Origin of the sequence: Acinetobacter sp. 148 (assembly GCF_031196675.1) — a bacterium.
Taxonomy (GTDB): Bacteria; Pseudomonadota; Gammaproteobacteria; order Pseudomonadales; family Moraxellaceae; genus Acinetobacter; species Acinetobacter baumannii.
The window spans coordinates 53,400-76,105 of the sequence record NZ_JAVIMT010000085.1; the positions used below are offsets into that span (position 1 = coordinate 53,400).

Consider the following 22,706-nt stretch of genomic DNA (forward strand, 5'->3'; position numbering starts at 1 on the left):
CACAATTGAATTTTTCTCACTAATAAAGTTAATTTAATTCAGCATGACTTTCTATAATTAAGATTAACTCATCTTTTTATAATTTAAACTTTATAAAATTAGTGAAATATAAACTAAAACTAAACAAAAAGTTAATCTTATAAAGACTAACTTATTAAATGATTTTATTTTAAAGTTATATTAACGAACACCAACTGATTAGTTATTAATCAGATAAGTTATTTTGAATCTTAAAATTCAATTTAACTGAAAATTTTTCTTAATACCTAAACCTAAAATAAAAGACTAGCTCTCTCTTCTTTAAATAACTGAATAAGCGGCTTAGTTAAAAGCTCATAGCGCCAACCCAATAAATAATCTGGGAGATCCTGTTCATCACCTTTAGTAAGCACATGCTGATGAATCGCATTTAACCATTTCTTACGTAGTAAAACTTCTTTAGGTATAGAGGTTTGTTCTATCGCTTTAGAGATCAATGCATCCATTTTATTCAGAGTTTCTTTGGATGTAATTTTAAAAGGTTTAGCAATTTTAGCTGGCCAGTGTCCTTCAACAGGTAAGTCTTTTAAAAGATCAAGAATAATCTTTCCATATTCACGGACAACATTCGGACGGATATCTTTTACTTGAGATAATTGGAAACTATTACGTGGATTTTTTTCGACTAAATCAATCATCGTCGAATTTCTAAGGATAAAACTACGTGGTTGGTTTGTTGCTCTAACCACCTCTTCACGCCACTCACTTAAATTTTGCAATTGCATTAATTGACGGCGTGAATGACGATAATTGCCCACATCTGTATATAACAACGGGGTTGGTGTTTCACTAATAATTTCTTTGGTTAAACTACTACAATCCTCAAGAACATACTCATAAAGCCCTTTTTGTTTGAGCTGATCTTTAATATGGTTAGCTAATTGCATAAGGTATAAAACATCATTTGCCGCATAGCATAGCTGTTGCGGAGATAAAGGACGTGCCAACCAGTCTGATCGAGTCTGGTCCTTTTCAATATCAATCTCTAAACAAAGCTTTAATGCACCTTGATAACTTACTTGTAAACCATGTCCCAAAAAGGATAATCCAACTTGAGTATCAAAAACATTTAATAGGTTTTGTTCATCGGCATAGTGATAGATTAAATCAATATCTTCACCACATGCATGAAAAATATTTTGTTGAGCAAGAAAGATTTTTTTCCAAAACTCGCTTAAATCTAAAGACACTCCATCCAGCAAATATACATTTCCGTTGACATTGACTTGACATACTCCAAGTTTAGGCCAAAGGGTATCAACCTTAATAAATTCTGTATCAAGCCCATAAGTTGAACATTGATCCATTTGTTGAAGAACATCAACCAATTCGGTTTGCTGTTGGATAAACTGAAACATGCTTTCTCAAGTAAATGCAAAGAGTGCTTTAAACTCTGGTATATATAACATAGGATTAGAAAAATGCTACTGAATCCTTGATGAATAATCTATTTTTGAACAATTTTCCAAAAAAGAGATAATTTTTTGATCATTATTTTAAATTTTTCAAATTTAATGTCCTTCTAAATATTTATTTTTTACAAAAGCTTTTTTTAATTTATATATTCACTGAGTCGTTTTTAAAAATATGTTTTTGTCTTTTAAAAAGATTTTTAGATAATACGATATTATTTAAAAAATCTTTGAAATAAGCACCGAGGTACTTATTTCATACGCATACGGTTATGAACAGCCTGACTTAAGGTATGACTATCCACATATTCAAGCTCGCCACCTTGTGGTACGCCTTGCGCAATACGTGTCATGTGAATAGGTAAATGCTTCGTCGCTTCAACCAAATAATGCGCTGTCGCCTGACCTTCCACAGTAGCATTAGTTGCCAAAATGACTTCTTCGATCGTACCTTGGCTTAACCGTTGGATTAGATAAGGAATACCTATTTCTTCTGGCCCAATTCCATCTAATGGAGAAAGGTGCCCACCCAACACATGATATTTGCCACGAAAACTACCACTTTGCTCGATTGCCATAACATCTGCCGGAGACTCAACTACACAAAGCAATTGATCATCTCTTTCTGTTGAAGCGCAAATATCACAAATTTCGTGCTCTGTTAAAGAGTGGCAAACACTACATTCATGAATATAACTTGATGCTTCATGTAGAGCATGTGCTAAAGCAAATGCACCTTCACGATTTTTCATCAAAAGATGTAAAGCCATACGTTGGGCCGACTTCGGTCCAACGCTAGGCAAAATACGTAAAGCTTGAACGAGTTGTTCAAATCTATCACTAAACACTGATTTTCCTTAGAACATGCCTGCTAAACCAGGAGGTAAACCCATACCTGAGTTAGCTTTTTGCATTTTTTCTTCAGAAACTACTTCAGCTTGACGCACAGCATCATTCACCGCAGCTGCGATTAAGTCTTCAATCATGTCTGGTTCGTCTTGAAGTAATTCTGGATTAATTTCGATACGTTTTACGATATAACGGCCAGTCATTGTTACTTTAACTAAACCACCACCCGCTTCAGCGTGTACTTCAGTTTGAGCAAGCTCTTCTTTAGCCTTTTTTATATTTGATTCCATATCTTTTTGCATGCGCTGCGCTTGCTGCATGAGCATATTGATATTCATAAACCTAACTCCGTATCTCTATCAAATATTTCAAGTATTATTGATAGTCATATAACACTTCGGAACTTAAACTCTTTGAACGCCCCTATCGATCAGTGAGATCATTGAGGTCAGTACGTTTAAATCAAAATTAATCCGCAATTCTGACACAATAAATTAATGTTTTCTATTGGTATCTATGAAACTCTTTGAGGTAACTCATCCATTTAAAGCTTCTATACGAAACTTTTTACTGCGAAGGCCAGTTCTAAAATTTAAGTTAAGCTATTGCGAGGCTTGGAGGGTGCTATTGTCGGGTTTATATTCATTTAAAGGAATTTTCTGAAAAGAGGCATTCGCTTTTTCTATTGTATGATCAGCTTCTTCAACTGATTTATTTGCATCATTAATCAATAGAACAGTTTCGTTAATTTGAGTCGGTTCATCCTTTTGGGCAAATACTTTGTATCCAACCAAACCAATTGCCCCTATAGCAACTAAAATAATTATAGGCTTAAGCATGGTTAAAAACTCACTTTGTTATTTTTATTAAATTTAGAACTTTTATACGTTGTGATTTTTAATTCATTTACAACAAAATGTAGCTTTTTTATTTCAATCGTTGTTTGTGAGTAACTTCCCTTAAAGTAAAGCCACACTAAAATGAGTGTGGCTTAATTCTTAGATATATAAATTTTATTAGATCAAATCTAATCCACGTGAGATATCACCAATAATATCGTTAATATCTTCTAAGCCAACCGAAACGCGGATTAAGCCTTCTTGAATACCAGCAGCTTGTTTTGCTTCAGTAGAAAGTTTGCCGTGTGTGGTTGTAGCAGGATGCGTAATTGTTGATTTCACATCACCTAAATTACCCGTGATAGAAATAAATTTGGTGTTATCAATAACCTTCCACGCGCCTTCACGCTCACCTTTAACTACAAAAGAAACAATCCCGCCAAAGCCATTTTGCTGTTTTGCTGCAAGTTCATGACCTTCATGAGTTGGAAGCCCGCCATAATAGACCTTTTCTACTTTTTCATGGGTAGACAACCACTCGGCAAGTTTTTGAGCATTTTCACAGTGCGCTTTCATACGTAAACGCAAAGTTTCTAATCCTTTTAAGAAAATCCATGCATTAAACGGACTCATAGATGGCCCTAAAGTACGCACTACGCTAAAAACTTCTTCTAGGAGTTGATGTTTACCTACCACTGCACCACCTAACGCACGGCCTTGGCCATCTAAATATTTAGTCGCAGAGTAAATCACTAGATCTGCACCCAACTTTAACGGTTGCTGTAAAACAGGTGTACAGAAACTATTGTCAACAGCAAGTAATGCGCCATTTGCATGTGCAATATCTGCAAGCGCTTGGATATCTGCGATTTCAGCTAATGGATTAGACGGTGACTCAACAAATAATAGTTTAGTTTCTGGACGTACTGCATTTTTCCATGCATCTAAATCGCGTAGATCAACAAATGTGATATCTACACCAAATTTGGCAATGTATTTTTCAAATAAAGCGACAATAGAACCGAAAACTGCTCTTGAGCAAATAACATGATCACCTGCTTTTAGATACGCCATAGCAATCGATAGAATTGCTCCCATACCTGAGCTTGTAGCCACGGCACGTTCAGCCCCATCTAAAGCCGCTAAACGTTTTTCGAACATCGATACAGTCGGATTAGTAAAACGAGAATAGATATTTCCTTGAACCTGACCAGAAAATTTTGCAGCTGCTTCAGCAGCGTTTTCATATACAAAAGATGAAGTCAAAAAAATTGGTTCGCCATGCTCACCTTCAAAACTACGAGTGTGTCCGGTACGAATGGCTAAAGTATCAAGTTGGTATTCTAAATCATCAGACTGGTTCATTAAATGTTCGCCTTTACTGGTCATGTACTAAAAACTATCATCATTTTGAGTGCCTAAGGTATTTAAGGTCAAGGTAAACCTGAAAATTATCGCTTAGACTTCAATCAATCTTTAGTATAGTTGGTAAAACAAGATGAAACGCTTAAAGTCCCTTGTCTCAGAACAAAGTCAAATCAAGCACCTCTCTACCCGACTATTTCGTCCTCAAACATTAGTATTGTCACAAAGCACTCCGTTTGAAGTGATTGGTGAATTCAACCAAACCCGTGTTCGTTATTATGCAGCTACAGAAAAGAACTTTAGAGAACCATTAGTATTTGTGGCACCTTTAGCTATTAATATGGCGATTTATGATTTATATCCATATCGTTCTCTTATCAAATACTTCCAAAATGCAGGTTTTGACGTATACCTTGTCGATTGGGGGCGTTTAGGCTTTAAAGATAGACATCTTAACTTTTTATCGTTTATTGAAGATTTTATTCCTAAAGCTATAGAGCTTGTTCGAACACATTCAGGCAGTGATCAAATTTCTCTACACGGATGGAGTATGGCTGGCATATTCGTTACTTTATATACAGCGCATAATCATCCGAATTATGTCAAAAACCTTATAGTTTTAGGTAGCCCAATCGATAGCTATGCTTCTGGTTATATTGGAAAACTCTACCGAACCATAAACAAAACTATTGCCCGCAATAAAAAGCTTCAGGAACGTATTTACTCAGGTTTACCGAAGCGTTTAATTCATACTCCGGGCATTTTAAATTCTTTAGGCTTTAAAATTCTTGACCCTAAAGGCTGGTTCGATGGCCATATTCAATTACTTAAGAACCTTAATGACCTTCAGTTCGTACAAGAACATGCCACATTAAGCAGTTTTTTAAACAATATGATTGATTATCCGGGAGGTATTAATCAGGACATGTTATTTAATGTTTGGCTGCAAAATCCATTAAGACAAGGTTCTATTCAGTTAAAAGATAAAAAAATCGAATTAAAAAATATCGACTGTTCACTCTTAGTTGGAGCTGGTCGTAGTGATCAATTAGTGACGGCAGATGCAGCTCAGCCATTAAGTCAGTTAACCAGTAGCCAAGATGTTACATTTACTCTTATTCCTGGCGGTCATTTAGGTCTAATGTCAAGCCAAGCAAGTGCGCAGGAATTCTGGCCAAAGCTAGCAACATGGCTGAGTGAGCGTTCAACAAAAATCTAAATTTAGGCATAAAAAAGCCCTCTATATGAGGGCTTTTATCTAACATTTTCTCTATGAACACAAATCCAAGCTTAGACTCACTAGAAGGATAGTTTTTTAAATACAAAGTACCCGACCTTACTTTCAAAACTTCCATCTTTTTGAATATTAAAATACTTTTTAACAACATCTGCTGCATTTTCTTGGAGATACCTAAGCGTTTTTATTTGATCTTCAGGTGTCTTCATGCGCTGTACCCAACTATCAAAATCTAGTTTGAGGGTTTGTTTCTCTAAAGTTGTTAATTCAAACCCAGCATCTTCAATAAAGTGAACCCAGTCTTTAATACTGTAATTTCGTACATGACTAGGGTCTCGAATCACTTCTATAGTCTGTAAAAATGTATCTAAAATAGGGAAACTTGAGCTAATAATATCAACAAAAATAACAATGCCATTTGGCTTTAATACACGATTTATTTCTTTCATTGCTGTTGGGACATGCTGCCAATGATGGGCAGAATATCGACTAATAATTACATCAAACTGTTCATCAGTAAAAGGCATATCTTCAGCAATACCTTGCTGTACAAAAATATTTTTTATTTTTCGAGCATTGGCAGCTTTTGAAACTGTATCGAGCATTTCATGAGATAAATCATAAGCAAAAACCAGATCTGCATGGCGAGCAACGTTATAAGCTACATGACCACCACCGCAACCTAAATCTAAAACAACGGCATTTGAATATTCATCAATTTCTTTAATGAATTTATCAAACTCGACCCCTTCAGAGTGAGCTGTGCTATTCAAATAACTTAAAGATTTATTTTGATACTGTTTTAAATTTATCTCATGTTGATTCAACATGGCTTATTCCTCTTCTTTGATGAGTTAACCATAAAAGAAAAAGTAGATAAAAAATAATGATTAGTTTTTCAATAATTAATAAAATAAAGTTATAATTTGTATCTCTATCAATTCTTAATAAAAAACCACCAAATGGTGGTTTTTTAATGTAAGGCCAAGTTCATATTTAAAAATTACTTTGCAGTAAATTTAATATTGAACTTTCTTACTTGTTTTCTAACTTCCGGATTAGAAGGTAAAACAAAGGGACTTGCACGCCATATCGCCTTTTCAATACTCGACTTAAACTTTTGGTCTTCTTTATCTAGAAAAATAATTTGCTCAATCTCACCAGTATCACTTAAAAAGACTTTAACGCTAGCACTCATTCCCACTGAAGAAGGCGGAACATTCCAAATTTTAAAGATCTTTTTTTGATATTGTTGCTTGTACTTTTCTGCTTCTACAATAATTTTCTCATCATCACTTTTTGCTGGTGATAATAACTTAGAATTAATTGTGCACCCACTTAATAACAATATAGAAGTTAAAATAATGATGTTTTTCATTTATAAAACCAATTTTTTCAACGATTAAAATTTAACATTTTATCTTTTTAAAAACCACCTAAATGGTGGTTTTATGCTAAATAGCTACTACTAAATATGTTCTTAGCAAATTCTAAATTTCAGCTAATTTACGATGATTATTTAGTTTAACTATTTAATTATAATTTTCAGCATCGTTTTAAAAAGATATTTTATAACGTGAATTTATATTTGAGTGTTCAGGCATATCAGCAATATCCTGCTCAGTAAAAATTCCATGTTCAAGTACTTTAGTGGCATTAAAGGCAGTATTGACCGGAGTAACAGGCGATTTAGTAATATAATTTTCATCTGCTTTTTGTGTTAACGATGCACACCCATCTAAACCAAATCCTGTAGCCAATACAAGTAACAATCTCTTCATCTGTTTCACCTGTTATTATAAAAATCAAACAATCTAACAAATTATCCACTGATTGTCACATTTTTAAAACGATTAGGACTAGCCAATTTTTTACAAAAACTCAATGAAATGTAAAGTAATTTGCATAAAGTGTTAAATTGTGTAAAATACCTAAATAATTTAATGATATGTTTTAACTTATGATCTTTTTATTTTTCTTATTTTTGTTATTTACCTTTGTACTCCTCTTAAATGCTCATTACAAACACTAGGTATTTGTATCTGTTCTTCTCATCTGCTAAATATTTTTGAAAAATTAATTATTTTTTTAAAAGCGTTTACTTACTTTCTTTAGTCTAGATTTTTATAAATACAAAAAAAGCCCGCTTTGTAAGCAGGCTTTACCCCTTTTTGATTTTTTGCGCTGATCATTCAGGACTTTTTGCTGTTTGTGACAGCGCTCGGATATTACACTTATACTTAAAGATTAAAAAGACTAATCTTTTTTAAACTGATGCATTTACTCATCAATTTCAATCGGATCGCCGTCTTCAGGACGAATATGTCGTGTCCCATCATCAGCAGGATCGACACTAGAGCCATCCTTAGTAATCGAGTTATACATTTCGTCCTCTTTTTTATCGTCTATGAATTCTTCATCTTCAAAATCAAGAGGCTCGTCATCATCTTCAAAATTTAAAGGCTTTTCTTCATCTATCATGTGAACCATCCTTTTTAAGCTATGTGATTTCATGCTCAAATAAATATCGGATATATTCAACAGTGAACACACATCTTTTATGTAAAGAATACTTAAAAATTATTAAAATATATAAAAAGTTAAATAGTGTTATTCAAAATATTTTAAGAACTCTTCTAACTCAGGTAAATGTGCAAAGTTTTTATGAGCATCCCCTAACACAACCCAATCATGTTTTGACTCTATACAAAAATTAAGTTTTAAATCTGGTTTAAACGGTTGTTCAAGAAGCCCCAACGGTATCCACATATAGTTTGTACCATTAATTTTATTAGGGACAGGCGAGCCACATCTATTACAAAATGATGAAGTAAAACCAGTTTCTTTTTTATAGGTAGCCACATATTCCTTACCCATCAACCAATTAAACTGATTTTCTTTTACTAAAGTAGCGGCATTCGCTCCAGTACCAGTTTGTTTTCGGCATAAGCTGCAATGGCAGTGATAAACCGTTTTGATTTCACAAGGTACAGAGAATTTTACTTTATGGCATAAACAAGAACCGATGTTACTCATATAACGTACTTATTTCATTACTATAAAAATTTTAATCATGACTTTAAATATTGGTTAAGTATATATTTTAATTGTTTAATATAAAATATATCTAATCTTTTGATTTAAAAAAGATTATAAAAAAGATCTTGATATATAAAGCTTTTTTATATTATAAGGTGAAATGTGACTTTAAATAACACTTGAGTAATTAATAGTCATTGAAATATTGGGAATAAACCTTATATTGAGTACAGGTTCATACCTTTAACTGAGGAAAAGCTCATGAATAAATTAATGGTTGCGGTATTCGCTGGAATGGTGACCCTTGCCGGTTTCAGTGCTCAAGCTGCAACACCTGAGCAAGAATGTCAAAAATTGCAAGATGATTACAATTTGATTTATGCGTCAAAAGGCTTTTGTTTTAAAGACCAAGATGCTAAAGAAAAATATGGTAATGAAAACTGTCATACGACTAAGCCAAAATTCTCTGATAAAGAGCAGCAACGTCTAGACGCAATTAAAGAACGTCAAAAAGAATTGAAGTGTAAATAGTATTTAAAGGAATAATACATGGCATATGATGATCAAAATATCTTCGCAAAAATTTTACGTGGTGAACTTCCAGCGATAAAACTCTATGAAGATGATCAAGTTCTAGCTTTTATGGATATTATGCCCCAAGCCGATGGTCATGCATTAGTTATTCCAAAAACTCCTGCAGTAACTTTACTTGATTTACCTCCTGAAGCGGCAGCTTATACCATCCAGATCGTGCAAAAAATTGCTAAGGCAATGGAAACTGCATTAAATTTGGATGGAATTGTGCTCATGCAGTTATCAGGAGCAGCTGCCGGACAAACTGTCCCTCATGTTCATTTTCACCTAATTCCGACAAATGTTCACCAACTTGGCAAACATGCGGCGCAATTAGGAGACCAAGATAAAATCAAAGCTTTGGCTGAGAAAATTAAAGCAGCACTTTGATTTTAAGAGATAAAAGCGGAGTTTAAACTCCGCTTTTTTTATTTAAAAAGTGTAATAAAATCAAAAGAAAATAAAGTATTTCCAATTTTTAATTGTCATAAAACTGTCATTTCTTCTTCACTCCATTGTCACAAAGTTTACAGATACTTCTTAGCAAGTTGGTGAGCTTCTGTAACTTTTTGTACATAAGCCAACTAAAAAATAAAAGTTAGCTAGGCATACGCCATTTAAAAATACCTTTTGGAGAAATCTCAATGAAGAAATTGCTTCTCGCTGCCGCAGTTGCAACTTTGAGCGTAAACGCGGTGCAAGCAGCGCCAACTTTGTACGGCAAACTAAACGTTTCCATTAACCAAGTTGACAACAAAAATTTCGATGGTAAAAGTGACGTTACCGAAGTTAACTCAAACTCTTCTCGTATTGGGGTAAAAGGCGAAGAGAAGTTGACTGATAAGCTATCTGCTGTTTATTTAGCTGAATGGGCAATTTCTACTGACGGTTCTGGTTCAGATACTGACCTTAGCGCCCGTAACCGTTTTATTGGTTTAAAAACTGAAGGCGTCGGTACGTTAAAAGTAGGTAAATATGACTCTTACTTCAAAACCTCTGCTGGTAGCAACCAAGACATCTTTAACGATGACACACGTTTAGATATTACAAATATTATGTACGGTGAAAACCGTTTAGATAACGTAGTTGGTTTTGAATTAGACCCTAAATTATTAGCTGGTTTGACATTCAATATCATGGCTCAAACTGGTGAAAGCACTTCTGATAGTAAAAAAGGCGAAACTGGTAAAGACAGCAAAAATGATAGCTTCGATTCAGTTTCGACTTCTCTAGGTTATGAAAATAAAGACTTAGGTTTAGCAATCGCTGCTGCTGGTGACTTCGGTATCAAAGGTAAATATGCTGCTTACGGTTTGAAAGATGTTTATACAGACGCTTACCGTGTAACTGGTTCTTATGACATTGCTAAATCTGGTTTTGTAGTAGGTGCTTTATGGCAACATGCTGAACCTACTGATGACTTGACTGCATATGGTCAAACATATAAATCAGATGGTTCAATCGATAAAGCTGGTAAAGCTTACCGTGGTTTAGAAGAAGAAGCATACGCGGTAACTGCTGCTTATAAAATTCCTAACACTAAACTTAAAGTAAAAGCAGAATATGCTTCTGCTGAAACACAAGTAAGTGGTCAGGCAGATCGTAAAATTGACTTGTATGGTTTAGGTCTTGATTATCAAATCAATAAACAAGCTCGCTTCTACGGTATCGTTGCTCAACAAAAACGTGACTGGTTGAACGACGACGACAAACAAACTGTTGTAGGTACTGGTATTGAATATAACTTCTAATCAGTTATGTTCGATTCAGATCTAAAATAAAAGGGCTTATGCCCTTTTATTTTGTTATGCCAACAAAAAAAGCCGATATAAAAATATCGGCTTTTAAAAAATTTATATTTTATTTTAAGAAACCACTTACAAGATTCATCACATTTTGAATATCTTGGTTAGCTTCTTGATGATCTGTACTCTCACCTTGAGGTGTTAAAGAATCAATGACCTGAGGTAAGACAGAAGCGATTGCACCATAAACTTGTTCTTTAGGTGCTTGAGCTTGCTGAGCAACTTGTTCAATGTCTGCTGGATTAAACAGACTTTGTAATTGCTGGGTCGGAACTTCACTATTACTTTGGTTTGGATCAACCCAACTTTGAACTTGGCTACCTAAGCCAGCACCTTTTAATTTCTCAAGAGCAGCTTGTAAACCACCTTGTTGCTGAACCCAACCTAAGATTAAAGGTACCACTGCAATTAATAAACTTTGTACACCACCACCAGTTTGAGGTGTGTTGTTATTACCAGTGACTTGTCCCAATACAGAACCCAATACTCCACCAAGACCACCTTGGGCACCAGATGAAGTATTACCCCCCATTTGTCCTAGTACAGAACCTAAAATTCCACCTAAACCACCTTGACCTGACGCTTGCTGATTCCCACCTAAAGCTTGCTTAGCCAAAACTTCTACAATGTTGCTTAAATTTGTCATGAGTAACTCTTATGTATGGTTTATACATGAGCATACGCGTTTTTTTGTTAAGACAGCAAAAATCAAATTGTTAAATTTTGAAAGAGATTGCAAGGTCTTTTACCAACGGAATTTATTCCAATTTTCTGGATTTGCCCAAAATTTTGAATTAAACCAGTCTGGTACATGCTTATAGGTCAAAATATTAAATTGCCATAAAGCAAAATCACTATCATGTGAAGTCTTATCAATAAGTTGGGTAAAACCTAAAGAACGCAGAAGCAGTTCATCACTGCGTTTGCTCACGACAACAATTCGTTTTGCTAATAAATCTCTTAGCTTTACTAATAATTGTGATTTCTGCACATCACTAATGTCCTGCATTTCATCAGTATCAAACAATACAAAACCCAAATCATAACGCTGAGTAAAAGGCAGACTTAACAGCTCAGTTACGGTAAAATAGTGCCATTGAATTGCGTTATTCTGGTCAATTTTCTGGCCAATACAAAGTGCAGTATGAATAGGCTGTTCGTTTGATAAATCGTCTAGCATAGAAGTGATGACATTTTGTTCAGCCATAACTGCAACCCTTAATTGAAAGATGTGAGTTTAAACTTTATGGAACTACAAGGCATTTGCCATAAAATGCATGCAGGCCTAAAAGATGCTAGTGTAACTGATCAACAGACAACCAAGGCAAATGTTGAATACAAATTTGTATTAGACCGTTCAGAAATTGATCTTCCTTTTAATTTAGGACAAGAACTAGAAATCGAATGGACAGGTAATATTTATTGCACCTCTTGTGGTGCTAAAACACCAAAGTCTTATTCGCAAGGCCACTGCTTTAAATGCTTTAAAACGAAAGCGGAATGTGACCTTTGCATTATGAAACCTGAAACATGCCACTACCATTTGGGTACATGTCGTGAAGATGATTTTGCCCACAGCGTATGTTTCCAGCCTCATATTGTGTATTTGGCAAATTCAAGTGCTTTAAAAGTAGGTATTACTCGCGTTAGCCATATGCCTGGTCGTTGGTTAGATCAAGGGGCAACTCAAGCCTTACCTATTTTAAAAGTTGGTTCACGTCGTTTATCTGGCCAGCTTGAAACCATGTTTGGTTCCTTAATTGCGGATAAGACAGATTGGCGTAAACTTCTCAAAGGCGAAGCTGAACCTCTAAATTTGATAGAACAACGTGATCAGTTAATTGAAGAGTTCGCCCCTAAAATTCAAACTATTCGTGAAGAATTTAGTCAAAACCTTGAATTTAACGAAACGGTTGAATTACTAGAAAATGAATTGCCACGTGAGTTTGTTTACCCAGTTGAACAATATCCTGAAAAAATTAAGTCTTTAAACTTAGATAAAACACCAAAAATTCGTGGAGTATTGCAAGGTATTAAGGGCCAATATTTAATTTTTGATATTGGTGTTATTAATATCCGTAAATATACAGGTTACGAGCTGATTGTACGTGCATAAGTCGATTTAAAAAAAGCCCCATAAAAATGGGGCTTTTTAATTAATATAACTAAGATAATCTATTTCTAAACAACCAAGCTGCTAAAGGTAATGTTACTATCCCCAGCACAATCATTGGTAAAAAATTCAATTTGACTTGTGCAAAGCTTGCACCTTCCAAATAAACCCGCTGTACCAAGTTAATTCCAAATCTTAATGGATTTGCATAAGTTGCTATTTGTAATGCTTTTGGCATGTTTTCTACAGGTGTCAGTAAGCCTGAAAGTAACATTAAAGGCATAATCAATAAAAATGTAAAAAGCATGGCTTGTTGCATATTTAATGATAAAGCTGAAATTGATAAGCCCACACCAACTACAGCCACGTTAAAGCTGAATAATCCAAAATAAAGCAGTCCAATAGAGCCATTCATTGGAATTTTAAACCAGAACAAAATAATCAATAAAATAATGGTCGATTGCATCAAACCTACAAAAATCGGCGGCAAAGCCTTACCAATCATAATTTGTAATGGCGTATAAGGTGTCACTAATAATTGATCAAACGTACCCTGCTCACGTTCACGCGCAACCGATAAAGCAGATAAAAGTAATGTCTGCATCATACTTAATGCTGCAATTAATGCAGGCATTAAGCTCCAACGAGATTCCTGATTTGGGTTGTACCATGTTCTTGTTTCAAGGCTAATCGGTAAAGCTGAATTAAACTTTTGCTGATTGAACTGACCAATAATTTTATTTAGATATGATCCTGCAACCATAGCTGTAGATGAATTTCTACCATCAACAATGACCTGTATAGGAGCGCTTTGGTTATTGTTTAATTTACTCTCGAAATCATTAGGGATCGCAATTATGAGTAATGCCTGACGGTTATCAATGACCTGTTTGATTTGTTCGGTATATTCCAGTGTTGCAACACGCTTAAAAATACCAGAGCCATCGAGCTTCGAGATCAGCTCATGTGAAATCTGTCCGTTGCTCTGATCTAAAATTGCATAATCTACATGGTTAACGTCATAAGTAGCCGCATAGCCAAATAAAAGTGCTTGCATCAGAGCGGGTACAAATAGAATAGCCCTATTTGCAGGATCACTAAAAATGGTTAAGAATTCTTTTTTGACTAAAAAACTTAATTGTTTCAGCCACGTGATTAATTGCTGCCACATAACTTTATCTCAACCGTTTTTTCAGTGAAAAGTTCACAGCACATATCAAAACAACGATATATCCCAATAAAATACTGCACTCTTTAAACCATAGTCTCCAATCATCACCTCCCATAAATAAAGTTTTAATTAAAACCATAAAATGCGTCGCTGGAAGTAACTGGCTAATAATTTGCACAACCAAAGGCAAGTTGCGTGTATCAAAAACAAATCCGGAAAGCATCAGTGCTGGCATAAAACTTGCCAACAAAGCAATTTGACTCGCCTGAAACTGACTTTGGGCAAAGCCAGATATAGTTAAACCAAGTAATAATGAAACGATTAAATATAGAAATGAAGCAGATAAAATTGAGAATAATGAACCGCGCATGGGTACTTCAAAAATAAAATGTGCAGCAACAATACAAATAACGATATCAATCATGCCGACAACAACGTACGGAATGAGTTTTGCCAACACAATTTCAAATGGCCGTACTGGTGTGACAAATAAGGCTTCTAATGTTCCCCGTTCCCTTTCACGGGCAATAAGCAGACCCGTTAAAAAGGCGCCAATTAAAGTTAAAATGAGTACCATTAAACCCGGTACTAAAAACCAAGTACTGTTACCAGATTCGTTAAACCATATTCTTTGTTCAATTTTAACGGCGCTTGCAGATGCTAATATGGGGCTACGATCAATTTGTATTGATGGCGCGGTAGCCAAAGCACCCGCGACATACCCCTCTAAAGCAGTTGCTATGGTGGTCGATCTACCATTTAATAGCAATTGAACCTTTGCGTTACCTTGTTGGGCCTGATTTGCAAAATCGGAAGGCAAATGCAAAATCGCATCAATTTTGCCATTTCGAATGGCCTGTTCTGCTTCAGGCAAATTATGAAATTCTAGACTGGTTAAATATCGCGATCCATTTAAGCCAGCTAAGACCTGATTGACCTGCGGCGAGGACTGATCAACTACAACACCAACTCGTGCTTGGTTCAAGTCAAAAGAAAGTCCATAACCAAACAGTAAAATTAAGATAACAGGCAAAACTAGGCCAATTCCGAGACTGCTTTTGTCACGAAGAAGCTGTTTAGTTTCTTTCCGAACTAAGGCTTTCAAGCGACTCCAAAATGCAAAGCTCATTGTAGGTCTCCTAACCCGCATGCCTTAATGCACGTGCTTGTTCCACAATTGCAATAAAAGCCTCATTCATATCAACAATATGTTTATCTTTACTTGCCAATTCGCGGACCTGTTGAGGAGAACCTAGGGCTAGTAACTTTCCTGCATCTTGTATAGCAATGCGGTCACAATATTCTGCTTCCTCCATAAAATGAGTGGTAATAATGATGGTAATGCCTTGATTTGCGAGTTTACCAATGCTGTACCAAAATGAACGCCGTGCAAGTGGGTCTATTCCACTCGTAGGTTCGTCTAAAAATAAAATTTCTGGTTCATGTAATAATGCAGCCGCCATAGATAAGCGCTGTTTATAACCACCAGGTAAATCACCACTTTTAATTTGCGGCTTTAAATCATATTGCTGTAAAGCTTTATCAATTTGTTGATCTAGTTTTTTGCCCGATAAACCATAGGCTCCACCAAAAAACTTTAAGTTTTCCAACACAGTTAAATTGCTATACAGTGCAAATTTTTGAGAGACGTAGCCTACTTTAGCTCTTGCTTCAGCACGGGCCGTCCGTAAGTTTTTACCTGCAACTTCTAGGTAACCGCTACTTGCCGGTAGTAACCCACATAACATGCGAAATGTCGTGGTTTTACCAGCTCCATTTGGCCCAAGTAACCCAAAGATCTCTCCACGCTGTACAGTAAATGACGTATTGGCAACAGCAGTAAAATCTCCAAAAGTTCTCACTAAATCTTTAACTACAATGACCGCTTGGTCTGATTGCGAATTATTGTTTTGTTCTAATCGAAAAGCCTGCTGAGAAATAGAGATTTGTTGTTTTTGATTTTGCTGTAACAACATCATAAAAGCATCTTCGAGTTCAGGTGTTCGCCTATTTGCCACTAGCCCCAGAGGTAAAATATCTGTTGATAGTTCTTTTTGGCGACTAATAAAGTTTACTTGCTCTCCTCTTGGCACTGCATCAATAATCTCTCCAGAATTTCCAAGTAACTGGGCTTGTACAATCCGAGTCTTAATCTGCTCTGAAGGTTTTATTTTCCATGTTTGCTCATGTACTAAAGCTTTTAATTGCTCAGGTGAACCTTGTCTTAAAATTTTGCCTTCGTGCATGATATACACGTAAGCGCACTTTTCTGCTTCATCCATATAAGCGGTACTTATAATTACACTTAAATTTTCTTCCTGAACAAGTTGTTCAATAATGATCCATAAATCCCGTCGTGATAAAGGGTCTACTCCAACACTAGGTTCATCGAGCAACAGTAACTCTGGGGAACGAACTAGAGTACATGCCAATCCTAGCTTTTGCTTCATTCCACCAGAAAGTTGCCCTGCTAGACGTTGAGTAAACTGAGTAAGATCCGTTATCTCCAATAAACGTTTAAATCTTTGGTTACGTACATTTTTTGGAACGCCGTGTAAGTCGGCATATAAATTTAGATTCTCTTGTACACTTAAGTCTTCATAGAGTCCAAAACGTTGTGGCATATAACTAATACGGTCTTGGACAACTTGAGGATGTTTTTCAATATCAAACCCAAGCACATGAAGAGAACCTGAACTCGCTTTATATAATCCTGCAATTAACCTTAATAAAGTTGTTTTACCCGCACCATCTGGACCGACTAAAGCGGTAAGTTCTCCTTTTTTGATTTGCATATTCAAATCAACAATTGCACTAATATCTGCTGAATTTTTATTTTCGGCTTTAAAAGTCATGAATAAATTATGGGCTTGAACCACTGCTTTACTATCAATCATGGGCTTTCTCACTTAAAGCAAGTGGGACTTTTACTGTCACAGGTTGACCCATTTTTAATTGATCATTCGGATCATTTACATACACACGAACTTCGTAAACAAGTGTTGTTCTAATCTCTTCTGTCTGTACTGTTTTAGGTGTGAACTCAGCCACTGAAGATATATAGCCAATTTTTCCATTAATAGGCTGATTCGGATAAGCATCACGAATGACTTGGGCCGTGCCTCCCATTTTAATTGAACTTAAATCGTGTTCATTTACATACACACGAATCCATTTTGGATTGGTCAAGGCTAATGTATAAACGGCCTTTTGAGCAGTTGTCATGTCGCCAACTTCTTGCAACCGAGCTCGTACCACTGCATTTACAGGAGACCTTAGTTCTGCTTGAGTAAGGTTATAGTTAATTAAATCTAAATTAGCCTTAGTCACTTCATACTGTGCTCTGGTGGCTTCACGATCTTCTTTTCGTGCGCCTTTAATTAATAATTCTAAATTAGCTTGTCTTTCACGGACCGCTGCTTCAGCACTATGTTGATTGCTTTTGGCATAATCGAACTCTTGTTGGCTAATTGCTCGACCATCGGTACTGCTTACCAAAACTTGTAAGCGTTGCAAGTTTTTATTGGTTTTATCAAGCTCAGCTTGGGCAGACGCAAGTTGAGCTTTTGCTTGAGTGATTTCTTCAGGGCGAGCTCCAACCTCTTGTTTAACAATTGCCTCTTGTTGAGCTTTAAGTTGTGCTTGAGCTTGCTTTGCCTGAATTTGTAATGCATTGGTATTAAGGGCCGCCAGTACTTGACCTGCTTGAACTTTATCGCCCTCTTGAACTAAAAGTTTCTGAATACGGCCAGATTGTTCAAATGCAAGTGAAACTTGGCGGATATCCACATTTCCATATAAAGTTAATACATTATTATCTAATTGTTTTTTATAATTATATCCCCATACCCAAAAGCCGATGGCAACTACAGCTATAACCACTAAAATGCCGGCAATCACTTTTTTATTCATCTTTTTGGCCTTCTTATTAAATTCAAATTTACATAGTTTAAATTCAATTTAAATTTAAATTACCCTAATCTTTGAATAAAAGATATACTTTTATGATGAAATAAAATTAGGTTTAAACATGTCCAGATCTAGACGAAGTGATGGTGACTTAACAAAGACTAAAATTATTGAGGCAGCAGGCCCCTTAATCGCCCAATATGGTTTTGCAAAAACAGCAAACAAAACAATTGCCAAAGTAGCAAATGTCGATTTAGCAGCAATTAATTATCACTTTGATGGTCGAGATGGATTATATCAAGCAGTGTTAATGGAAGCTCATGCCCATTATCTAGATGAACAATACTTACTAGAACTTGTTGAAAGTACTTACTCTCCCGAAGAAAAATTGAGTTTATTACTTGAAACTTTATTACATAAGTTGACGGAAAAAGATGTTTGGCATGGCAAAGTTTTTATTCGCGAACTGTTTTCACCTTCTGAGCATTTATTAAGTTTTATTGAATTAACTGGAATGAGAAAATTTTTTCTTATTCGAAAGTTGATTAGCCAAGTGGCGAACTTAGATGAAAATGATCCGGCCGTTTTACCTTGTATTTTAAGCGTGATGACCCCGTGCATGATGCTTATTATTGCCGGACCTAATGCTCAAGCACCTGAGCCACTTAAAAATATTGCTCAGATGCCCTTACATGATTTAGTTGAACACTTTAAAAAATTTTCATTAGCTGGATTAAAAGCAATTAGCCAATCAAATCTTAAAAATTAGCTATTCAAACATTGCAAAATGGCTTGAACCGGATCTTCTGTATTTCCAGAAATAAGCTGTTTATGCATAGTTAAATGTTGCATTACTTGAATTTGAGCGGTTTCTACATTCATTAGTTTTTCTATTTCAGCCGCTAAATTTTCAGGTGTTGCATCTGCCTGAATCAGCTCTTCAATTACTTTTTTACCCGCGATGATATTTGGCAAAGAGTAATAAGGTATTTTCACCAAGAATTTAGCAATTAAATAAGTTAGCCAATGGAGTTTATAGAAAGTGACCATTGGTCTATGCATGAGCATTGCTTCTAATGTCGCCGTTCCAGACGCTAAGGCAATAATGTCACTCGCGTTCATGACCATACGACCAATTTTCGATTCGCTATCCGTATTTTCTAAAATATGAATTTTTGCTTTTAACTGCGGTGCTAATTGTTCAACCCCCTGCTCAATCTGCTGTTTGCGCGCATCATTAATTGCCGGTATTAAAAATTGAATATCTGGATATTTTGTATGCAAAATATTGGCTGCCCCCAATAGCATAGGAAGAAGCCTTTCTACTTCACCTTTGCGGCTACCGGGCAACAAAGCAATATGTTTTTGATTTTCATCAATACCCAATTCTTGTTTAGCAATTTGAATAGGGTTCTCAAGCGCTAATTGTTTAGCTAATGGATGGCCTACAAATGCCGCTGGAACTTCATATTGTTCATAAAAAACTTTTTCAAAAGGAAATAAGCAAAGTACTAAATCTATACTTTGTTTGATGCCATGTACTCGCCCTTGGCGCCATGCCCAAACTGATGGACTCACATATTGAACTGTTTTTATTGGAAGATTCTTTTCTTTGATACTTTTCGAAAGTCTGAGGTTAAAGTCTGGTGCATCAATACCAATAAAAATATCAACTGGATGCTGAGTCCATTGATTAATTAAGCCATCACGTACGGCGAATAGTTTTTTTAAGTCTTTTAATACCTCAACAATGCCCATCACAGACAGAGTTTCCATTGGGTAATAACTGTTAAAACCTTCCGCAATCATTTGAGGGCCACCGATTCCCTCAAATTCAGCATCGATTCCCTGCTCGCGAAAACTACGCATGAGTTTTACGCCGAGCGTATCTCCAGAAACTTCTCCAACTACAATGCCTATTTTAAGTTTTCGGTTTGCCAAGGCGATTTACCCAAGAATTTGAAATAACGCATTCTAGCATAGAGACTTATTAATCTTGAACTTGCCTAATCAATCCCAGCTAAACCTAGCCCTAGCACATCACTATCTAAAATTACATTCATATACTATCTTTTAATCTAAATTAACAATGTTATTTGAATTGTAGCTTACATTTACAAACAATAAAATAAATGAGAATTATTTACATTATCTTTAATCTTATGAATATCCCACCTCGACCATTTAAGTTGTCTGTAATCGCCTGCGCGATTTGTTATGCCAACCTCACCTATGCCCAAGATACACAGGTACAAGCTTTGCAAACGATTCAAGTCAAAGCATCAAATGCAGAGCAGTCTTCTGAACAGACCAAGGCATATAATGTTAAAAACTCGAGTAGTGCAACCAAACTTAATATTGAGGCTAAGGAAACACCCCAAACCATTAATGTCGTTACTCGTCAGCAAATTGAAGATTTTGGCCTTACCAGTACTCGTGATGTTTTAAGAAATACCCCTGGTGTAACAGTCTCTAATCAAGAAACTGAGCGAACTACTTATATGGCTCGTGGTTTTGAGATTTCAAATATCTTAACGGATGGCGTAGGCTTCCCTCTTTCAGGTTATAACTATAATAATACGAATCCTGATACTTACTTTTATGATCGTGTAGAAGTAGTTAAAGGAGCTGACTCGTTAACTAATGCCTTTGGCGATCCGAGTGCAACCATCAATAATATTCGAAAACGTCCAACCCAAGAATTTCAAGCAAGCGGTGGTGTAAGTTACGGTTCATGGGATACGCAGCGCTATGAAGCTGACGTATCTGGCTCAATTCTACCAAGTGGAAAAGTACGTGGCCGTATTATGGGCTATGAACAAACTGGTGATTCTTACCTAGACCGATATTCTGCGGAAAAAAACGGCTTTGCTGGTATTGTTGAAGCCGATTTAACAGATAGCACTTTACTTACCGCAGGTTATAGCCAAGAACAAAATAAACCTAATGCAAATAACTGGGGTGCACTACCTTTATTAGATGCCAACGGTAAACAAATTTCATATGATCGCTCATATAACCCTAACCCTGACTGGGCGCACTGGGATAATGAGACACAAAATGCTTTTGTTGAATTAAAACAAAAAATTAATGACCAATGGAATGCTAAGCTGACTTACAACTATCTTGATACGAAGCATAATAGCCGTCTTCTCTATTACTATGGTTATCCAAAAGCTGACGGGTCCGGTGTTTCTCTAACGCCTTGGGGTGGACAAGAACATCAAGAAAAACATGCTGTAGATTTTAATCTCGAAGGGACCTATAAGCTATTTAACCGAGAACATGAAGCAACTCTAGGCTACAGCTATGTACGTAATCACCAACAAGATAAACAATCTACAGGAACGATTAACGATAGTAATGTTATAAAGTCAACTACTACCGATTGGGCAAGTTGGACACCGCAATCTATAACTTGGTCAGATTTCACAGAAGCGGCTAACTATAAACAAAATATTAACTCAATTTATGCCGCGACACGTTTACATCTTAATGAAGATTTAAAACTTTTACTTGGTGCAAACTATGTTCAAGCTGAGAGTAAAGGCGAAAGTTATGGCTCACCAATGTCATATAGTGAAAGTAAAGTTTCTCCATATGTCGGATTAACCTATAACTTTACACCTGAATATACGGGTTACATGAGCTACACTTCAATTTTCCGTCCACAAACTGGTATTGATAAAGATACCAATCAAGCTTTAAAACCTATTGAGGGTAAAAGCTATGAAATGGGTGTAAAAAGCTCATGGCTAGATGACCGTTTAACAGGCACACTTTCAGTATTTAAAACTGAACAAAATAATTACCCTTTACGTAACTCGGATGGAAACCCACTTAACCGAAAAGTACCAACGAGTGATCTAGAATCGCAAGGTGTAGAAGTTGGTCTATCAGGTCAAATTACTGATAACGTAAATCTTTCTTTCGGCTATGCTCAATTTAGTATTAAAGATACTAAAAATGGTGGCGAAGCAAGAACATACAATCCAAACCAGACACTTAACTTGCTAACTACCTATACTCCGCCAGTTTTACCTAAGCTTAAAGTTGGTGCAGGTTTACAGTGGCAAGATGGGATAAAGTTATATGACTCAAATGTAAACGGTACGATCAAACAAGATGCATATGCTTTAGTCAATTTAATGGCAAGCTATGAAGTCAATGATCATATTACGCTTCAAGCAAATGGTAATAATATTTTTGACAAGAAATATTTAAATAGTTTCCCAGATGGGCAGGCTTTTTATGGTGCCCCAGCCAACTATACAGTTGCTGTAAAGTTTAAATATTAATAGCGTAGCCAATCCCAATTTTGGGGTTGGCTTTCTTTTTATTTTTTATGTGTCAGT

The 22,706-nt window shown here is 35.8% G+C and carries 24 protein-coding genes; 7 read left to right on the forward strand and 17 right to left on the reverse strand.

Annotation, left to right across the window (positions count from 1 at the left end; genetic code table 11):
- Positions 1 to 272: 272 nt before the first annotated feature.
- The 5 genes from RFX69_RS15605 to RFX69_RS15625 form a co-directional block, all read right to left on the reverse strand.
- A complete protein-coding gene (locus RFX69_RS15605) occupies positions 273 to 1,397 on the reverse strand; it encodes an HRDC domain-containing protein (RefSeq protein ID WP_032043206.1) in 1,125 nt (374 codons plus the stop codon).
- A 305-nt stretch (positions 1,398 to 1,702) separates the two neighbouring features.
- Positions 1,703 to 2,299 carry a recombination mediator RecR gene (gene recR, locus RFX69_RS15610; RefSeq protein WP_000490551.1) on the reverse strand — a complete coding sequence of 199 codons (597 nt, stop codon included), beginning with the start codon at positions 2,297 to 2,299 and terminating at the stop codon, positions 1,703 to 1,705.
- 9 nt (positions 2,300 to 2,308) lie between these two features.
- Positions 2,309 to 2,638, reverse strand: a complete 330-nt coding sequence (locus RFX69_RS15615; protein WP_001024697.1) for a YbaB/EbfC family nucleoid-associated protein — start codon at positions 2,636 to 2,638, stop codon at positions 2,309 to 2,311.
- Positions 2,639 to 2,902: 264 nt separating this feature from the next.
- The gene (locus RFX69_RS15620) at positions 2,903 to 3,139 is read right to left on the reverse strand and encodes a hypothetical protein (RefSeq protein ID WP_000917295.1); all 237 of its coding nucleotides are present in this window, start codon (positions 3,137 to 3,139) and stop codon (positions 2,903 to 2,905) included.
- Positions 3,140 to 3,316: 177 nt separating this feature from the next.
- Complete coding sequence (locus tag RFX69_RS15625) at positions 3,317 to 4,504, reverse strand: O-succinylhomoserine sulfhydrylase (RefSeq protein WP_289332795.1); 1,188 nt, start codon at positions 4,502 to 4,504, stop codon at positions 3,317 to 3,319.
- 133 nt (positions 4,505 to 4,637) lie between these two features.
- On the opposite strand from RFX69_RS15625, the gene RFX69_RS15630 reads away from it, so the two are divergent.
- On the forward strand, positions 4,638 to 5,723 hold the full coding sequence (locus tag RFX69_RS15630) for an alpha/beta fold hydrolase (RefSeq protein ID WP_289332796.1): 1,086 nt from the start codon (positions 4,638 to 4,640) through the stop codon (positions 5,721 to 5,723).
- A gap of 80 nt (positions 5,724 to 5,803) precedes the next feature.
- Here RFX69_RS15630 and RFX69_RS15635 read toward each other — a convergent pair whose 3' ends face one another.
- The 5 genes from RFX69_RS15635 to RFX69_RS15655 all read right to left on the reverse strand — a co-directional run bounded on the left by RFX69_RS15635 (position 5,804) and on the right by RFX69_RS15655 (position 8,777).
- Positions 5,804 to 6,571 carry a class I SAM-dependent methyltransferase gene (locus tag RFX69_RS15635; protein WP_002057617.1) on the reverse strand — a complete coding sequence of 256 codons (768 nt, stop codon included), beginning with the start codon at positions 6,569 to 6,571 and terminating at the stop codon, positions 5,804 to 5,806.
- Positions 6,572 to 6,744: 173 nt separating this feature from the next.
- Positions 6,745 to 7,119: a TonB C-terminal domain-containing protein gene (locus RFX69_RS15640; protein WP_000789457.1), complete on the reverse strand. Its 375-nt coding sequence runs from the start codon at positions 7,117 to 7,119 to the stop codon at positions 6,745 to 6,747.
- 178 nt (positions 7,120 to 7,297) lie between these two features.
- Positions 7,298 to 7,522, reverse strand: coding sequence for a hypothetical protein (locus tag RFX69_RS15645; RefSeq protein WP_000826147.1), 225 nt, complete (start codon positions 7,520 to 7,522; stop codon positions 7,298 to 7,300).
- 499 nt (positions 7,523 to 8,021) lie between these two features.
- Positions 8,022 to 8,222: a hypothetical protein gene (locus RFX69_RS15650; protein WP_000564581.1), complete on the reverse strand. Its 201-nt coding sequence runs from the start codon at positions 8,220 to 8,222 to the stop codon at positions 8,022 to 8,024.
- Positions 8,223 to 8,351: 129 nt separating this feature from the next.
- The gene (locus tag RFX69_RS15655; RefSeq protein WP_000065217.1) at positions 8,352 to 8,777 is read right to left on the reverse strand and encodes a GFA family protein; all 426 of its coding nucleotides are present in this window, start codon (positions 8,775 to 8,777) and stop codon (positions 8,352 to 8,354) included.
- A 264-nt stretch (positions 8,778 to 9,041) separates the two neighbouring features.
- Here RFX69_RS15655 and RFX69_RS15660 point away from each other — a divergent pair, with 264 nt between their 5' ends.
- The 3 genes from RFX69_RS15660 to RFX69_RS15670 all read left to right on the forward strand — a co-directional run bounded on the left by RFX69_RS15660 (position 9,042) and on the right by RFX69_RS15670 (position 11,104).
- Positions 9,042 to 9,311 (forward strand): YARHG domain-containing protein, encoded by a 270-nt coding sequence (locus RFX69_RS15660; RefSeq protein WP_001037927.1) that lies wholly within the window; start codon positions 9,042 to 9,044, stop codon positions 9,309 to 9,311.
- Between the two features lie 18 nt (positions 9,312 to 9,329).
- Complete coding sequence (locus tag RFX69_RS15665) at positions 9,330 to 9,743, forward strand: HIT family protein (RefSeq protein WP_000312749.1); 414 nt, start codon at positions 9,330 to 9,332, stop codon at positions 9,741 to 9,743.
- 254 nt (positions 9,744 to 9,997) lie between these two features.
- Positions 9,998 to 11,104, forward strand: coding sequence for a porin (locus RFX69_RS15670; RefSeq protein ID WP_000734917.1), 1,107 nt, complete (start codon positions 9,998 to 10,000; stop codon positions 11,102 to 11,104).
- A gap of 109 nt (positions 11,105 to 11,213) precedes the next feature.
- Here RFX69_RS15670 and RFX69_RS15675 read toward each other — a convergent pair whose 3' ends face one another.
- Both RFX69_RS15675 and RFX69_RS15680 read right to left on the reverse strand, forming a co-directional pair.
- Positions 11,214 to 11,804, reverse strand: a complete 591-nt coding sequence (locus RFX69_RS15675) for a YidB family protein (protein ID WP_000183451.1) — start codon at positions 11,802 to 11,804, stop codon at positions 11,214 to 11,216.
- A gap of 99 nt (positions 11,805 to 11,903) precedes the next feature.
- Positions 11,904 to 12,365, reverse strand: a complete 462-nt coding sequence (locus RFX69_RS15680) for a DUF6231 family protein (protein WP_289332797.1) — start codon at positions 12,363 to 12,365, stop codon at positions 11,904 to 11,906.
- A gap of 39 nt (positions 12,366 to 12,404) precedes the next feature.
- Here RFX69_RS15680 and RFX69_RS15685 point away from each other — a divergent pair, with 39 nt between their 5' ends.
- Entirely contained in the window at positions 12,405 to 13,274 is an 870-nt protein-coding gene (locus RFX69_RS15685) for a DUF2797 domain-containing protein (protein ID WP_000422836.1), read from the forward strand.
- A gap of 49 nt (positions 13,275 to 13,323) precedes the next feature.
- On the opposite strand, the gene RFX69_RS15690 is transcribed toward RFX69_RS15685, so the two are convergent.
- From RFX69_RS15690 to RFX69_RS15705, 4 genes are read right to left on the reverse strand one after another with little or no spacing between them, the layout of a single operon-like run.
- Entirely contained in the window at positions 13,324 to 14,442 is a 1,119-nt protein-coding gene (locus RFX69_RS15690; RefSeq protein ID WP_289332458.1) for an ABC transporter permease, read from the reverse strand.
- A 4-nt stretch (positions 14,443 to 14,446) separates the two neighbouring features.
- Positions 14,447 to 15,571: an ABC transporter permease gene (locus tag RFX69_RS15695; RefSeq protein WP_032058404.1), complete on the reverse strand. Its 1,125-nt coding sequence runs from the start codon at positions 15,569 to 15,571 to the stop codon at positions 14,447 to 14,449.
- A 10-nt stretch (positions 15,572 to 15,581) separates the two neighbouring features.
- Complete coding sequence (locus RFX69_RS15700) at positions 15,582 to 17,339, reverse strand: ATP-binding cassette domain-containing protein (RefSeq protein ID WP_272247340.1); 1,758 nt, start codon at positions 17,337 to 17,339, stop codon at positions 15,582 to 15,584.
- A complete protein-coding gene (locus tag RFX69_RS15705; protein WP_289332457.1) occupies positions 17,332 to 18,354 on the reverse strand; it encodes an HlyD family efflux transporter periplasmic adaptor subunit in 1,023 nt (340 codons plus the stop codon). The genes RFX69_RS15700 and RFX69_RS15705 overlap by 8 nt, the downstream gene beginning before the upstream one ends.
- A 118-nt stretch (positions 18,355 to 18,472) precedes the next feature.
- Between RFX69_RS15705 and RFX69_RS15710 the strand changes: the two genes are divergently transcribed.
- Positions 18,473 to 19,120 carry a CerR family C-terminal domain-containing protein gene (locus RFX69_RS15710; protein ID WP_000091623.1) on the forward strand — a complete coding sequence of 216 codons (648 nt, stop codon included), beginning with the start codon at positions 18,473 to 18,475 and terminating at the stop codon, positions 19,118 to 19,120.
- Here the strand turns inward: RFX69_RS15710 and lpxB are convergent.
- A complete protein-coding gene (lpxB, locus tag RFX69_RS15715; RefSeq protein ID WP_024432278.1) occupies positions 19,117 to 20,292 on the reverse strand; it encodes a lipid-A-disaccharide synthase in 1,176 nt (391 codons plus the stop codon). The genes RFX69_RS15710 and lpxB overlap by 4 nt on opposite strands.
- A 221-nt stretch (positions 20,293 to 20,513) precedes the next feature.
- Between lpxB and RFX69_RS15720 the strand changes: the two genes are divergently transcribed.
- Positions 20,514 to 22,649, forward strand: a complete 2,136-nt coding sequence (locus RFX69_RS15720) for a TonB-dependent siderophore receptor (protein WP_079548534.1) — start codon at positions 20,514 to 20,516, stop codon at positions 22,647 to 22,649.
- The last annotated feature ends 57 nt before the right edge of the window (positions 22,650 to 22,706 follow it).